Origin of the sequence: Pseudomonas sp. TH15 (genome assembly GCF_016651105.1) — a bacterium.
GTDB lineage: Bacteria > Pseudomonadota > Gammaproteobacteria > Pseudomonadales > Pseudomonadaceae > Aquipseudomonas.
In genome coordinates, this window is the sequence record NZ_JAEKEL010000001.1 from 166,459 (window position 1) to 181,912 (window position 15,454).

14 protein-coding genes are annotated in these 15,454 nt (G+C 60.3%); 9 read left to right on the forward strand and 5 right to left on the reverse strand.

Annotated elements, in window-relative coordinates; translation table 11 throughout:
- Positions 1 to 46 precede the first annotated feature (46 nt).
- Positions 47 to 1,696, reverse strand: coding sequence for an acyl-CoA dehydrogenase family protein (locus tag JFT87_RS00795; protein ID WP_201198135.1), 1,650 nt, complete (start codon positions 1,694 to 1,696; stop codon positions 47 to 49).
- A 72-nt stretch (positions 1,697 to 1,768) separates the two neighbouring features.
- On the reverse strand, positions 1,769 to 4,153 hold the full coding sequence (locus JFT87_RS00800) for a hybrid sensor histidine kinase/response regulator (RefSeq protein ID WP_201198136.1): 2,385 nt from the start codon (positions 4,151 to 4,153) through the stop codon (positions 1,769 to 1,771).
- A gap of 370 nt (positions 4,154 to 4,523) precedes the next feature.
- Here JFT87_RS00800 and JFT87_RS00805 point away from each other — a divergent pair, with 370 nt between their 5' ends.
- The 4 genes from JFT87_RS00805 (at position 4,524) to JFT87_RS00820 (ending at position 8,071) form a co-directional block, all read left to right on the forward strand.
- Positions 4,524 to 5,321 (forward strand): hydroxymethylpyrimidine/phosphomethylpyrimidine kinase, encoded by a 798-nt coding sequence (locus tag JFT87_RS00805; protein WP_201198137.1) that lies wholly within the window; start codon positions 4,524 to 4,526, stop codon positions 5,319 to 5,321.
- 32 nt (positions 5,322 to 5,353) lie between these two features.
- Positions 5,354 to 5,977 carry a thiamine phosphate synthase gene (gene thiE, locus JFT87_RS00810; protein ID WP_201198138.1) on the forward strand — a complete coding sequence of 208 codons (624 nt, stop codon included), beginning with the start codon at positions 5,354 to 5,356 and terminating at the stop codon, positions 5,975 to 5,977.
- Between the two features lie 31 nt (positions 5,978 to 6,008).
- Positions 6,009 to 7,292 (forward strand): glutamate-1-semialdehyde 2,1-aminomutase, encoded by a 1,284-nt coding sequence (gene hemL, locus JFT87_RS00815; protein ID WP_201198139.1) that lies wholly within the window; start codon positions 6,009 to 6,011, stop codon positions 7,290 to 7,292.
- Between the two features lie 224 nt (positions 7,293 to 7,516).
- Positions 7,517 to 8,071, forward strand: a complete 555-nt coding sequence (locus JFT87_RS00820; RefSeq protein WP_201198140.1) for a tetratricopeptide repeat protein — start codon at positions 7,517 to 7,519, stop codon at positions 8,069 to 8,071.
- Positions 8,072 to 8,250: 179 nt separating this feature from the next.
- Here JFT87_RS00820 and JFT87_RS00825 read toward each other — a convergent pair whose 3' ends face one another.
- The gene (locus JFT87_RS00825) at positions 8,251 to 8,580 is read right to left on the reverse strand and encodes a DUF1820 family protein (RefSeq protein ID WP_007894425.1); all 330 of its coding nucleotides are present in this window, start codon (positions 8,578 to 8,580) and stop codon (positions 8,251 to 8,253) included.
- Positions 8,581 to 8,715: 135 nt separating this feature from the next.
- Between JFT87_RS00825 and miaB the strand changes: the two genes are divergently transcribed.
- From miaB to lnt, 5 genes are all read left to right on the forward strand, one after another.
- Positions 8,716 to 10,044, forward strand: coding sequence for a tRNA (N6-isopentenyl adenosine(37)-C2)-methylthiotransferase MiaB (miaB, locus tag JFT87_RS00830; RefSeq protein WP_201198141.1), 1,329 nt, complete (start codon positions 8,716 to 8,718; stop codon positions 10,042 to 10,044).
- Between the two features lie 206 nt (positions 10,045 to 10,250).
- On the forward strand, positions 10,251 to 11,255 hold the full coding sequence (locus JFT87_RS00835) for a PhoH family protein (RefSeq protein WP_201198142.1): 1,005 nt from the start codon (positions 10,251 to 10,253) through the stop codon (positions 11,253 to 11,255).
- Positions 11,248 to 11,742 carry an rRNA maturation RNase YbeY gene (ybeY, locus tag JFT87_RS00840; protein WP_201198143.1) on the forward strand — a complete coding sequence of 165 codons (495 nt, stop codon included), beginning with the start codon at positions 11,248 to 11,250 and terminating at the stop codon, positions 11,740 to 11,742. Before JFT87_RS00835 ends, ybeY begins: the two co-directional genes overlap by 8 nt.
- 5 nt (positions 11,743 to 11,747) lie before the next feature.
- Positions 11,748 to 12,587: an HlyC/CorC family transporter gene (locus tag JFT87_RS00845; RefSeq protein WP_027924283.1), complete on the forward strand. Its 840-nt coding sequence runs from the start codon at positions 11,748 to 11,750 to the stop codon at positions 12,585 to 12,587.
- A gap of 14 nt (positions 12,588 to 12,601) precedes the next feature.
- Positions 12,602 to 14,125, forward strand: a complete 1,524-nt coding sequence (lnt, locus tag JFT87_RS00850) for an apolipoprotein N-acyltransferase (protein ID WP_201198144.1) — start codon at positions 12,602 to 12,604, stop codon at positions 14,123 to 14,125.
- 130 nt (positions 14,126 to 14,255) lie between these two features.
- On the opposite strand, the gene JFT87_RS00855 is transcribed toward lnt, so the two are convergent.
- Positions 14,256 to 15,017 (reverse strand): YdcF family protein, encoded by a 762-nt coding sequence (locus JFT87_RS00855; RefSeq protein WP_201198145.1) that lies wholly within the window; start codon positions 15,015 to 15,017, stop codon positions 14,256 to 14,258.
- Positions 15,018 to 15,121: 104 nt separating this feature from the next.
- A complete protein-coding gene (locus JFT87_RS00860; RefSeq protein ID WP_201198146.1) occupies positions 15,122 to 15,442 on the reverse strand; it encodes a hypothetical protein in 321 nt (106 codons plus the stop codon).
- Positions 15,443 to 15,454 lie beyond the last annotated feature (12 nt).

The window sequence follows — 15,454 nt, forward strand, 5'->3', positions numbered from 1 at the left end:
CCGTCTTCGCGAGCAAGCCCGCTCCCACATGGGGATTTGTGGTGGGTTAGAATCCTTGTGGGGTTGCGCGGGCGACGATGGCTTCGACGTCGAGGCCTCGCGGTAGCGCGCCGTATACGCGGCCACCGCCGCTCAGGCGGCTGGCAATGAAGGCGTCGCTGACGGCTGAGTTTCCGGCCTCCAACAGGAGCTTGGCCTGAAGCCCCAACGCAATATCTTCGGTCAGCTGCCGCGCACGGTATTGAATGTCACTGGTGTCCTTGAATGCTGCCTGCAACTGGCTGATGTGCGCAGCCAAACGTTTGTCGCCATGCCCATCGCCCAACTCGCTGAACAGCACATCCAGCACCCCCGGTTCTTTCGACAAGGCCCGCAGCACGTCGAGACACTGCACGTTGCCGGAACCTTCCCACGTCGAATTCACCGGCGCCTCACGGTACAACCGCGGCAGGATGCTTTCTTCGACATAACCGGCGCCGCCCATGCATTCAGCGGCTTCGTTGATCATTCCGGGTGCGCGTTTGCAGATCCAGTACTTGCCCACCGCCGTCACCAGCCGGGCGAATTTTGCTTCATGGCTGTCATCCAGATGATCCAGCGCCTTGCCCATACGCAGGCTGAGCGCGAGGGCGGCTTCGCTTTCCAGGGCCAGATCCGCCAGCACGTTCTGCATCAACGGTTGTTCGCTGAGCAGTTTTCCGCCGACCGTGCGGTGGGCGCAGTGATGGCTGGCCTGGGTCAGCGCCTGGCGCATCAGCGCGCTGGAACCGACCATGCAATCGAAGCGGGTCATGGCAACCATTTCGATAATGGTCGGAACACCCCGGCCTTCTTCGCCGACCATCCACGCCAGCGCGCCACGGAACTCCACTTCGCTGGAGGCATTGGAGCAATTGCCGAGTTTGTTCTTCAGGCGCTGGATGTAGAACTGATTGCGCGTGTCGTCCGGGCGATGGCGCGGCAACAAGAAACAGGTCAAGCCCTTGTCGGTCTGGGCCAGGGTCAGGAAGGCATCGCACATCGGCGCCGAACAGAACCACTTGTGCCCCACCAGCTCATACGCCTGGCCCGGACCGCTGGCGCCAACCGGATAGGCCTTGGTGGTGTTGGCCCGCACGTCGGTACCGCCCTGTTTCTCGGTCATGGCCATGCCGATGGTGACGCCGGCCTTGTGGGCCATGCCAACGTTGCGCGGGTCGTATTCGGTGGCGAGGATTTTCGGCAGCCATTGCTTGGCCAGATCCGGTTGCAGGCGCATCGCCGGGACACTGGCGAACGTCATGGTCAGCGGGCAACCACTGCCGGCCTCGGCCTGGCTGTGCAGGTAACTCATGGCGGCGCGAGCGACGTGGGCGCCGGACTGCGGATCGGTCCAGGGCAACGAGGTCAAACCGTGCTCGATCGCCGTGCGCATCAGTTCGTGATAGGCCGGGTGAAACTCCACCAGGTCGATGCGATGACCGTAGCGATCATGGCTGACAAACACCGGTTTGTTCTGATTGGCCAGGAACCCCGCTTCCATCAGCGGACCGCCGGCCAGCGCACCGTACGCATCGATCCGCGACTCGGCCCAACCGGCCCCAAAACGTCGCGACCACTCCTGTAACGGCAGGTCAATGCGGTACAGGTTGGTGCCGTCCAGCGACGGCGGCTGGTTGGTGACTTCGTGGGTTTCGGCGAACTGATGCAGGTTCATGACGGGGCTCCTTTGGTCAGCCAGGATTTCAGTTAAGCACCGCTCCCCGGCCGAACAAAGTGTCATATCTGCCTAAATGTCGGCGCTTTCACCTTGTTTCGGACAGAGTACCCGACGATAGAGCGCTGCCTGCAAATCCTCGAATTTCACCGGTTTGCTCAGGTAATCGATCACGACGCCACTCGGGCAGCGTTCCCGATCAACGCTCAAGGCGACCATGAACACCGGCAATTCGTCGCAGCCCGGCAAGGCACGGATCTGGCAGCAAAGCGATGCGCCGTCCTGAGCCGGCAACTGGCAATCGAGCACCACGGCATCAAAGGTTTCACGCTGAAAATGGTCGAGTGCGGCCATGCTGCTGTCGGCGGATCGCACCCGGAACCCAAGCTTGAGCAACATGCCGCGCATTACCAATTGATTGATGCTGTTGTCATCGACCAGCAGCACCGTGCAATCCTGAGGCAGGCGCAAACGCGGAAAGTCCCGGGGCATCAAAGGCACAGGCGTGCGCTCCACCACCGGCAACTCGACTTCGACGTCCAACTGGAAGCGACTGCCGCGCCCCGGCTCGGAACGGTGAGTCAGGCGTCCGCCGAGCAATTCGATCAATTGCCGACAGATCGCCAGGCCAACGCCCAGGCCACCGTATTCGCGGGTCATCGAGCCGTCGAGCTGGAAGAAACGCTGATACATCGTCGCCTCCCCAAAATCGGTAAAGCCAATCCCGGTGTCGATCACCGCAAAGGACAGGGCCAGCCGCCCCTGATCCGTCGTCTTGCCCGTCACCCGCAGCGCAACCCCGCCGACCCGAGTGAATTTGATCGCGTTGTCCAGCAGGCATTCCAGGCACTGCGCCAGTTTGCTGCTGTCGCCAAGCAGGCGATCAGGCAGCCCCGGCGTCACCTCGGCCTTGAAGTCCAGCGACTTGCTCGACGCATTGCCCTCGAACTGCGTACGCAAGGTCTCGATCACGCCGCGCAAGCTGAACGTTTGCGGGTAAACCTTGAGTTTGCCGGCCTGCAACTCGGTCAGGATGAGGATGCCGTTGACCATGCGCATCATGTCCCGCGCCGAACCGGCGGCGGTTTGCTGGTATTGCTCCAGCTCCGGGTCCATCTCGACGGTTTGCATCAGTTCCAGCGAACCGATCACGCCGTTCATGGGCGTGCGCAACTCGTGGGTCAGGGTCGCCAGGAATTCGTCCTTGAGCTTGTTACTGCGGGCCAGTTGCTGGTTAAGCACTTCGAGCTTCTGTCCGGCATCGAACAGCGTTTGCGCTTGTTGCTCGCGCATGGCGTTGATCCGGTCGGCCAGCGCCAGGGACAGCAGCGCCACTTCGATGGCCGAACCGATCTGGCTGGCGTACATGGTCAGGAATGTATTTGGCAGGTAGCCCAGCACCATCAGCGTATTAATGACGCCACCAAGCAAAAACGCCGACCAGGCGATGATGAAATAGCGCGCTACACGCAGGCCACGCACCCAGGCGAAGATCCCGGCGGCAAAAATCACCACGGTAAACAGCAGCGCCAGGGTAGTCGCCAAGCGCAGGGCCAGGGCGTAACTGGTCATCAGCGACAACCCGACCACCACCGCACCAAACGCAATCAAGCCCAACAGCAGCCGATCCAGCCAGCGACTGTGTTGCGCGGTTTGCAGGAAACTGCGGGCGAACTGGCTGCCGAACAACCCGGCACAGCCGATAAAAAACGGCGTGGCGGCGTTGGCCCACCAGGGATTGTTCGGCCAGAAATACTCCACCGCCGCGCCATTCACTGACAGCTGGTAAAAACCAAACGAGGCTATATAGAAGATGTAATACAGGTAACTGGTGTCGCGCACGCTGAGAAAGATAAACAGGTTGTAGACCACCATCCCCAGCAACACACCGTAGATCAGGCCCAACACATACAGGCGCAAAGGCTGCTCTTCGAGGTACGCGGTGCTCGACCACAACGTCACTGGCGCCTGGATCGAGCCTTCGCTTTGCAGGCGCAGATACGCCGTTTGCGCTTGCTCGGGTTTGAAATCCAGACTGAACAGATAGTTGTTTTGACGGATCTCGCGACTGTCAAACGGAAGTTGATCCCCGGTACGGCGAATCAACTGATACACGCCCGTGGCATCCGGCAGGTACAGATCAAGATGATCGAGGGGTGGATAGGCCAGTTCCAGCAGCCAGGTCCGTTGCGCGTCCGGGTTGGTCGGGCGGTACTGCAGGTCGATTTTCAGCCAGAACACCGAACGCGAGTAGCCGGCGTTGAGGGTGGCTTTATCGTGGGTTTTGAAGTTTCCGGCGGCGGCTTGCGCACGGACGTCGGCAATGGTCGCCTGACCGCCCGCGTCTTCGTACACCTGCATGGTTCGACCCAGGGGAAGGCTCTGGGTGAATTCGTCAAATTCAACGGCGCTCGCCAGGAGGGGCAAGCACAACAGCAACATCAGCAAATAGCGCATTTAAGCCCCAGCGTGGCCTGTCCGGTTGTGTCAGGAAGCCCCCCATTCCTTTTGAGTAGACGTAAAACCGGTATTACCTGTTATTGGTTTGGATCCACTCTAGCATAGCCGTTGATGGCCATTGAGCACCATTGAAATTTTTACAGTAGAGGCTCTAGAACGGGCGTTTCAGCGCTATGCATTGAGATAGAGCTGTTTGCCTGGTCAGAATGTGACAAAAAGATCGCAGCCTTCGGCAGCTCCTACAGTTTCTGGCCTGCTCACAACTTGTGCAGGAGCGGGCGAAGCCTGCGATCTTTTGAACTTTCGACAACACACGCCGATGTCCGCACGCACCGAAAAAACATGTTTGGTGGTAAGCTCGCGCACCATGAATATCTACAGCTCTCGCCCCGTTGTCCTCTGTCTCTCCGGCCACGACCCAAGTGGTGGCGCCGGCTTGCAGGCAGATATCGAAGCCCTGCTCGCTCAGGGTTGTCATGCGGCCCCGGCCGTCACTGCCCTGACCGTGCAAGACACAGTCAACGTCACGGACTTCCGCGTCCTCGACCGTGAGTGGGTGTTGGCCCAGGCCAATGCCGTGCTCAACGACTCCGAAGTCGCGGCCGTGAAACTGGGCATGCTCGGTTCCCTGGAAATGGTCGACACCGTGGTCGAACTGCTCTCGGCGCACCCGCACTTGCCGGTGGTCTGTGACCCGGTGCTGCGCGCCGGTGGCGGCGGACGCCTGGGCAAGGACGAAGTCGGCTACGCCATGCGCGAACGGCTGCTGCCGCTCTCGATCATCGCCACCCCTAACCTTCCCGAAGCCCGTATCCTCGCCGAACTGCCCGAAGGCACCGCGGACCAATGCGCTGAAAAACTCCTGCCCTTCGTCAAACACCTGCTGATCACCGGCGGTCACGGCGACGAACACGAAATCCACAATCGCCTGTACAGCCGCAACGGTCGCCGCGAAACCTTCACCTGCCAGCGTTTGCCCGGCAGTTATCACGGTTCCGGCTGCACCCTGGCCAGCGCCTTGGCCGGTCGTCTGGCCCTGGGCGAAAACCTCGCCAGCGCCGTGCAGACCGCGCTTAACTACACATGGCGCACCCTGCGTGATGCCGAACAACTGGGCAAAGGCCAGTTCGTGCCGCGTCGCCTGCCGCTGGATTTCTGTTCGTAACTTTCGATGCGTAAAGCGCAGAGGCTTGTCCGATGAAACTACGTGGCCTATACGCCATTACCGACAGCCAGTTGCTGGCCGGTAAATTTCTCGAGTACGTGGAGGCGGCGCTGGAAGGCGGCGTCACCCTGCTGCAGTATCGCGACAAGAGCAGCGACGAGGCCCGCCGTCTGCGCGAGGCCGAAGCCCTGCGCGACTTGTGTGATCGCTACAAAACCCAGCTGATCATCAACGACGACGCCGAGTTGGCCGCACGCCTGAACGTCGGCGTGCACCTGGGCCAGACCGATGGCCCGCTGACCCCGGCCCGCGCGCTGCTCGGTCGCCAGGCCATCATCGGCTCGACCTGCCACGCGCAACTCGAACTCGCCGAGCAAGCAGCAAAGGAAGGCGCCAGTTACGTTGCCTTCGGCCGCTTCTTCAACTCCAACACCAAACCCGGCGCACCGACCTGCAGCCTCGACCTGCTCGACCAGGCCCGCAGCAAACTGCACCTGCCAATCTGCGCGATTGGCGGCATCACCCTGGAAAACGCCGCGCCGCTGGTGGCCCACGGGGTCGACCTGCTGGCGGTGGTCCACGGCCTGTTCGGCGCCGAGAGCACGGCTGAAGTGACCCGCCGCGCCCGCGCCTTTAACGAACTGCTTTCTATTTAAGTAGCTTAAAATCTGATTTGAGAGCCCGATCATGTCTCGTTCCGAAACCCTGTTTGCCAATGCCCAGAAACACATTCCCGGTGGCGTGAACTCGCCGGTTCGCGCGTTCAAGAGCGTTGGCGGCACGCCGTTGTTCTTCAAACACGCCGAAGGCGCCTACGTCACCGACGAAGACGACAAGCGTTATGTGGATTACGTCGGTTCCTGGGGGCCGATGATTCTCGGCCACAGCCACCCGGACGTGCTGGACGCGGTGCGTAAACAGCTGGAACACGGTCTGTCCTACGGCGCCCCGACCGCGATGGAAACCGAGATGGCAGACCTGGTCTGCTCGATCGTGCCGTCGATGAAAATGGTGCGCATGGTCAGCTCGGGCACCGAAGCGACCATGAGTGCAATTCGCCTGGCCCGTGGTTTCACCGGCCGCGACGACATCATCAAGTTCGAAGGCTGCTACCACGGTCACTCCGACAGCCTGCTGGTCAAGGCTGGTTCCGGCCTGCTGACCCAAGGCGTACCGAGCTCCGCCGGTGTACCGGCAGACTTTGCCAAACACACCCTGACCCTGCCGTTCAACGACATCGACGCCGTCGAAGCCATGCTCGCCGAAGTTGGCCAGAACGTGGCCTGCATCATCGTCGAGCCAGTGGCCGGCAACATGAACTGCGTGCCACCAGCACCGGGTTTCCTCGAAGGCCTGCGCACGTTGTGCGACAAGCACGGCGTGGTGCTGATCTTCGACGAAGTGATGACCGGGTTCCGTGTAGCACTTGGCGGTGCCCAGGCGCACTTCGGCGTGACGCCGGACCTGAGCACCTTCGGCAAGATCATCGGTGGCGGCATGCCGGTTGGCTGCTTCGGCGGCAAGCGCGAAATCATGTCGCACATCGCGCCACTGGGCCCGGTGTATCAGGCAGGCACCTTGTCGGGTAACCCGCTGGCCATGGCCGCCGGCCTGACCACCCTGCGCCTGATCAGCCGTCCGGGTTTCCACGCCGAACTGAGCGACTACACCAGCCGCCTCCTCGACGGCCTACAGCAGCGTGCCGATGCCGCGGGCATTCCTTTCGTGACCACTCAGGCGGGCGGGATGTTCGGCCTGTACTTCAGCGGCGCTGACGACATCGTGACCTTCGATGACGTGATGTCCAGCGACGCCAATCTGTTCAAACGCTTCTTCCACTTGATGCTGGAAGGCGGCGTGTACCTGGCGCCGAGCGCTTTCGAAGCCGGTTTCACCTCGATCGCCCACGGCGAAACCGAGTTGAAACTGACGCTGGATGCCGCCGAGCGAGCATTCGCCGCACTGAAATAACGCTGTGCCGCTGACGTTGGCGATTGCCAGCGTCAGCTTTTACCTACATCCCTGCGTCTTTTCCTACTCTTGTGCCAATAATCTCCCGCAAAGTGGGCGATATATTCCCCGCGCAGCAGAAAAACGAGTAAAGACTTTGTAAGGTTGGCCCTGCTTATTTCATAATGCGCGCTTATTGGATCCCTCGACGGGTCCGCGCGCCCTTCAGAGGTAAGTCGATTCTCATGAACCGCACCGGCCGCACCCTTGCATTGGGCTGCCTGTTGCTCCTTCAGCCCCTGCTCGCGCTCGCACAAGCAGGCGGCAACTCGTTGTTGATCCCAGCAATGGGTCGCTGCACCCTCAATACTCAGTCGCAAGACCTGACACAAGCGCTCGCCGCCTGCCAGAAAGCGTCGGATGAAGGGGATGCTCAAGCGCAATACGAGTTGGGTGAGTTCTACTACAACGGCAAAAGCGCCCCGCGCGACCTCAATAAAGCCTTGGCCTTTTTCGAGAAAGCCTCGCTGCAAGGCCACGCCCAGGCGCAATTCAAACTCGGCACCATGTTTTTCCACGGCGAAGGCGTGCCGGCCAATAATGTTCAGGCGTATATCGTGCTGAAAATGGCCGCGGTTAATGGCGCAGAAGATGCGCTGGACACCGCCGACGAAGTCGCCGAGAAGATGCCGCGCGAAGATCTGGAAGTGGCTACCCAAGTGCTGGGGCAAATCTTCCGTAAATACCTGATGGAATTGCAAAGCGCCGATGGGCGTACGCCGTTCTCGCCGCTGCCCTGAATCAAAGACGGACACCTGTGGCGAGGGGGCTTGCCCCCGTTCGACTGCGCAGCAGCCGTAAAGTCAGCAGATGCGGTCTGTCAGGAAGGTAGTAGTGGCTGATTTCAGGGCCGCTCCGCAGCCCAACGGGGGCAAGCCCCCTCACCACAACAACCTCCTCTAGCCACTCAACCTGTTTCCTACTTCTCAGGCATCGGCATCGGAAACGGCATCACATTGCCGACCGCGCCGCGGGCTTCGCTGATTTTCGGCGTACCGAGGCGCTCGACTTCGTCGATGCGCACGATCGAATGCATCGGCACAAAACTGCGCACCACGCCCTCGAACTGAGCCTTGAGCTTCTCTTCGCTCGGATCGACGACCACTTGCGTGCGCTCGCCAAAGACGAACTCTTCCACTTCCAGGAAGCCCCACAGATCACTTTGATAGATCTGCTTGGCATACATTTCGTACACCTGGCCCTGATTGAGGAAAATCACCTTGTAGATTGGGGCTTCACGTTTGGTCATGGTGGGCGGGCAACACATTGGGGGATAAAAATGAGGGCGCGAACTATAGCATAGCCACCGGACGCACAGCGGTAGGAACCTTGGGACATGTTCCCTATAATGCGCGGTTCTTTGAATCACGTGATGACTCTTTCCATGGCCAAGAAGCTTTACATCGAAACCCACGGTTGCCAGATGAACGAGTACGACAGCTCGCGCATGGTCGATCTGCTGGGTGAACATCAGGCCCTGGAAGTCACCGCGCGCGCTGAAGACGCCGACGTCATCCTGCTCAACACCTGCTCGATCCGCGAACGCGCCCAGGACCGGGTGTACTCCCAACTGGGTCGCTGGCGCGAACTGAAACTGGCCAACCCGGACATGGTAATCGCCGTCGGCGGCTGCGTGGCCAGCCAGGAAGGCGCTGCGATCCGTGATCGCGCGCCGTATGTTGACGTGGTATTCGGCCCGCAGACCCTGCACCGCCTGCCGGAAATGATCGACGCCGCCCGCGCCACCAAGCTGCCGCAAGTGGACGTCTCGTTCCCGGAAATCGAAAAATTCGACCACTTGCCCGAGCCGCGCGTTGATGGCCCGAGCGCTTATGTGTCGGTCATGGAAGGCTGCAGCAAGTACTGCACGTTCTGCGTGGTGCCGTACACCCGCGGTGAAGAAGTCAGCCGCCCGTTCGACGACGTGATCGCCGAGATCATTCACCTGGCCGAAAACGGCGTGCGTGAAGTGACCCTTCTGGGGCAGAACGTCAACGGCTATCGCGGCACCACTCACGACGGTCGCCTGGCGGATCTCGCCGAGCTGATCCGCGTAGTGGCCGCCGTCGATGGCATCGACCGGATTCGCTATACCACCTCGCACCCGCTGGAATTCTCCGACAGCCTGATCCAGGCCCACGCCGACGTACCTGAGCTGGTCAAACACCTGCACTTGCCGGTGCAGTCGGGCTCGGACCGGATCCTCTCGGCAATGAAGCGCAACCACACCGCGCTGGAATACAAATCCAAACTGCGCAAGCTGCGGGCCGCCGTGCCGGGCATCTGCATCAGCTCGGACTTCATCGTTGGCTTCCCGGGCGAGACCGAGAAAGACTTCGAACAAACCATGAAGCTGATCGAAGACGTCGGTTTCGACTTCTCCTACTCGTTCGTTTACAGCCAGCGCCCCGGCACTCCGGCGGCTGATCTGGCCGACGACACGCCGGAAGAGCTGAAAAAAGAACGCCTGAACGCCCTGCAACATCGCCTGAACCAGCAGGGTTTCGAGATCAGCCGACAAATGGTTGGCTCGATCCAGCGCATTTTGGTCACCGATTATTCGAAAAAAGACCCTGGCGAGCTGCAAGGCCGGACCGAGAATAACCGTATCGTCAACTTCCGCTGCGACAATCCAACCCTGATTGGCCAGTTCGCCGACGTGCACATTGATGCCGCACAGCCGCACTCGTTGCGGGGCTCGCTAATCCAGTAACACCGCATGACCTGTAGGAGCGAAGCTTGCTCGCGAAGGCGGCATGACAGACAACTCATCTGTTGAATGTCAGTCAGCCTTCGCGGGCAAGTCTCGCTCCGACGAGATCGGTGTTTGGGCCTGGGTTATTTAAGAGCTTTCGCACCCAGCCCACTGGCGTTATCCTTGATTTCATCTTAATTGCCCCAGGGCGGCTAAATACGACCTTGAACGCACCCATCGAACCACATCGCTTTATCCTCGAGCCCTTTGAGGCTCGCCGCTTCGCCAATCTGTGCGGGCAATTCGACGAGCATCTGCGCTTGATCGAACAACGCCTGACCATCGAGATCCGCAATCGCGGAAACCAGTTCGAACTGATCGGCGAACCCAAGCACACCACCTCCGCGGAAAATCTGATCCGCCGCCTGTACCGGGAAACCAAAGGTTCAGAGCTGTCGCCGGATACGGTTCACCTGTTCCTGCAGGAATCCGCCGTCGAGGAAATGGACAACATCTCCCCCGCCGAACCCTCCGTGGCGCTGCGCACCAAAAAAGGCATGATTCGCCCTCGTGGCTTGAATCAGTTGCGCTACGTGAAGGAAATCCTCGGTAACGACATCAATTTCGGCATCGGCCCGGCCGGTACCGGCAAGACCTATCTGGCCGTTGCCTGCGCGGTAGACGCGCTGGAACGCGAACAGATTCGCCGCATCCTGCTGGTGCGCCCGGCAGTTGAAGCAGGCGAAAAGCTCGGCTTCCTGCCCGGCGACCTGTCGCAGAAGATCGACCCGTACCTGCGTCCGCTGTACGACGCACTCTACGAAATGCTCGGCTTCGAATACGTGGCCAAGCTGATCGAACGTCAGGTGATCGAAGTCGCGCCGCTGGCCTACATGCGCGGCCGTACGCTGAACAACAGCTTCATCATCCTCGACGAAAGCCAGAACACCACCGTCGAGCAGATGAAGATGTTCCTGACCCGCATCGGCTTCGGCTCAACCGCGGTCATTACCGGTGACATCACCCAGGTCGACCTGCCGAAAGGCACCAAGTCCGGGCTGCACCATGTGATCGAAGTGCTCAAAGACGTGCCGGGCATCAGCTTCACCCACTTCAAACCCAAAGACGTCGTGCGCCATCCGCTGGTGCAACGCATTGTCGAAGCCTACGAGCGCTTCGAAAATCGCGTCGCCGAAGAAACACCAAAGGACAAACGCCACGATGCTTGAGCTTGATCTGCAACTGGCCACCGAAGCGCCTGCCCCAAGCGAAGCCGAGTTCCGCCAATGGTGCGAACTGGCCCTGCGCCAGCGTACTGCCGACTCCGAAATGACCATCCGATTGGTCGATGAAGAAGAAGCCCGCGAACTGAACTTCACCTGGCGGCAGAAAGACTACGCCACCAATGTTTTGTCGTTCCCGGCCGATGTTCCCGACGAGTTTCTCGATATTCCACTGCTGGGCGATCTGGTGATCTGCGTGGCGGTGGTCGAGCGCGAAGCCGCGGAGCAAGGCAAGGAACTGAAAGCCCACTGGGCACATCTGGTCATTCACGGCTGCTTGCATCTGCTTGGTTACGACCATATAGATGATGACGAAGCCGAAGAAATGGAAGCACTGGAACGAACGTTGCTTGCAGAGTTGGGCTATCCCGACCCTTATGCGGACGACGAAACCGAAACATCCCCTATCGTTACAACAAAGGATTCAGAGTAATCGCTATGAGCGAAGATCGATCGAGCAACGGGCAGAAGTCATGGCTGGGTAAGCTCACCCAGGCTTTTGCCCACGAGCCGAAGAACCGCCAGGAGCTGCTGGAGCTGCTGCGCGACGCACACCAAAACAAACTGCTGGACAGCGAAGCGCTGGCCATCGTCGAAGGCGCCATTCAGGTAGCTGACTTGCAAGTACGGGACATCATGGTCCCGCGCTCGCAAATGGTCAGCATCAAGGCGACCCAGACACCCCGCGAGTTCCTGCCCGCCGTGGTCGACTCGGCCCACTCCCGCTACCCGGTGATCGGCGAAAGCCACGATGACGTGATGGGCGTGTTGCTGGCCAAGGACTTGCTGCCGTTGATCCTCAAGGAGAACGGCGACAGCTTCAACATCAAGGACCTGCTGCGCCCGGCCACTTTCGTGCCGGAGTCCAAGCGCCTGAATGTGCTGCTGCGTGAGTTCCGCGCCAACCACAACCACATGGCCATCGTCATTGACGAATACGGCGGCGTGGCCGGTCTGGTGACCATCGAAGACGTGCTGGAACAAATCGTCGGCGACATCGAAGACGAGCATGACGTCGAAGAAGACAGCTACATCAAGCCACTGCCAAGCGGTGACTTCCTGATCAAGGCGCTGACGCCGATCGAGAACTTCAACGAGTTCTTCGACAGCGAGTTCTCCGACGACGAGTTCGATACTGTTGGCGGCCTGGTGATGAGCGCGTTCGGGCATTTGCCAAAACGCAATGAAATCACTGAAATCGGCCCGTATCGCTTCCGCATCTTGAACGCTGACAGCCGTCGGATTCATTTGCTGCGCCTGACACCCATTGCCCGGTAACTCTAAGGATTGAAATGCACCGTCTGACCCGTCCCGGCTGGCCCGGTAATCTGCTGGCCGTGTTGGCCGGTGCAATCACCACCCTGGCGTTGGCGCCGTACGATATCTGGCCGCTAGCCTTGGTTGCGGTCGGGCTCTTCTATGCTGGTTTGCGTGAACTGAGCCCGCGTCAGGCCTTGGGTCGTGGCTGGTGTTTCGGTTTCGGCTTGTTTGGCGCCGGCACTAGCTGGATCTACTACAGCATCCACCACTTCGGCGGCGCTTCGGTGTTGCTGGCCGGTTTCCTGATGCTGATCTTCACCGCGGCGATTGCCTGGTTCTTCGCCCTGCCCGCCTGGCTTTGGGCGCGCTGGCTGCGCCGTAACGAAGCACCGCTGGCCGACGCCTTGGCGTTTGCCGCGTTGTGGGTCGGTCAGGAAGCGTTTCGTGGCTGGTTTCTCACCGGTTTCCCGTGGCTCTATTCCGGTTACAGCCAGCTCAACGGCCCACTGGCCGGGCTCGCGCCAGTGGGCGGAATGTGGCTGGTGTCCTTCGTTCTGGCGCTGACTGCCGCACTGATCTGGAACGCTCCACGCCTGGTTCGCTCGGGTCGCAAGGGCTTCATCGCCGCTGGCGTCGTACTGCTGGCGGGTCCATGGGTGGCGGGTATCGCACTCAAGGAACATGCCTGGACCAGTCCGGCCGGCCCGGCGCTGAGTGTCGCGGCAATCCAGGGCAACATCGAACAAAGCATGAAGTGGGACCCGGCGCAGGTTAATTCGCAATTGGCGCTGTACCGCGACATGAGCTTCAGCTCCAAACGCGTCGACCTGCTGATCTGGCCGGAAACCGCGGTACCGGTGCTCAAGGAGTCCGCCGAGGGCTACTTGAACATGATGGGGAATTTCGCCGCCGAGCGTAAAACCGCACTGATTACCGGCGTACCGATCCGCCAGGAAGTCCGTCATGAGAAGCGCTTCTTCAACGGTATCACCGTGGTCGGCGAAGGCGATGGCACTTACCTCAAGCAAAAACTCGTTCCGTTTGGAGAATACGTTCCGCTGCAGGACTTGCTGCGCGGGCTGATCGCGTTCTTCGACCTGCCGATGTCGGACTTTGCCCGTGGCCCGGCCGACCAGCCGCTGCTGCAAGCCAAGGGTTATCAGATCGCGCCGTTCATTTGCTATGAAGTGGTCTATCCAGAATTCGCCGCCAGCCTCGCCGCTCGCAGCGATTTGCTGCTGACCATCAGCAACGACACCTGGTTCGGCACCTCCATCGGCCCGCTGCAACACTTGCAGATGGCGCAGATGCGCGCGCTTGAGGCTGGCCGCTGGATGATCCGGGCCACCAACAACGGCGTGACCGGTTTGATTAACCCTTACGGGCAGATCACCGCACAGATTCCTCAGTTCGAACGCGGGATTCTGTATGGCGAAGTGGTGCCGATGCACAACCTGACGCCCTACCTGGAATGGCGTTCGTGGCCGTTGATTATTCTGTGTGTGTTGTTGTTTGGCTGGGCGCTGTTGGCTAGCCGGATTGCCAAGACTGTCTGAACTGTGGCGAGGGGGCTTGCCCCCGTTGGGCTGCGGAGCGGCCCCCGGCATTCGTTCAGTCAGACCGCGCTAGCAGGTTTTACGACTGCTTCGCAGCCGAACGGGGGCAAGCCCCCCTCGCCACAGTGGTTTAGCGGTAGAAAATCGAATACCCGATCTGCCCCACCGCCTCATTCAACAACTGCCCGGATTGCCAAATCGACTTGAACTCCGGCATCCAGCCACCCAACGGCCGGGCATTGTCCACGCCTAGAAACCCCACCGGCGCCGGCACCACTTCAAATCCCGCCTGCTTGAAACTCCAGACTGCCCGCGGCATGTGCCAGGCCTGAGTCACCACGACCACGCGTTTGACGCCCTGCGGCAACAGCACCTCGGCACTGAACTGCGCATTTTCCCAAGTCGTGCGACTACGCCCTTCCTGCCAACGCACCGTCACGCCGAAATCATCGAGCAACGAATCGGCCATCAATTTGGCTTCCGTCGGTGGCGTGCCGTAGTGCAATCCGCCGCTGGTCAGGATCGGCAGGCCGGAGGCCTTGGCCAGTCGCGCGGCATACCGCTGACGTTCCAGGCCAACGCCGGTCGGCTGATCGGCGCCCCAGGCCAAATCGCCCCGCTCACGCCCCGAGCCCAGCACCACGATCGCATCGGCGCGCTGAGCCAGGGTTGCCCATTCATTGAGCGCCAGCGCCGGCTCCCGCTCCAAAGCCTTGGCGCTCCATTGCACCACCACCGGCAAGCTCATCAGCCAGAACCCGCCGAGCCCCAGCGCAAAGCACAATCCGGCCAGTCGCGGCCGTGAGCGGCGCAACCACCAGGCAAGCGCCAGCAGCAGCAAAAGAATGCCGGGAGGCAACAGAAGTTGTTTCACGAAATAACGAAAAGGCATCGAGCATCTCCAGAGATGCCCGAAGCCTAAGAGTGTTAATGAAGCGTTACAACCAGTAGGCGGGATCTTGCGGAAAAAGATCCGGTTCTTAACCTGCCATGCGTTTACTTGAACTGCAGAGACCGAACCTTTACCGCGTCCCTGCCGGGTGTTTTGTCCTTGAGCCAGATGATCTTGGCCGAACGTGGTGCGTCGAGTTGCTTCACTGCTTCTGACAAGCATCCGTGTGTTTCACGTTCACTGCGATCCAGATACGCCTTGACCAATGCAAACTCTGCGGGACTCAGGCCTCGCAACTCCAGCTCCAGGGGACGTTCATCACGCAACCGACCGGCGGTTTTCGCCGCGTCCAGGGCCATTCCCAGACGATCGATCAGTCGTTCATACAGCTCCGGTTTTGTAACTTTACGTTGTGACTCAACCATCCCTCACCTCAT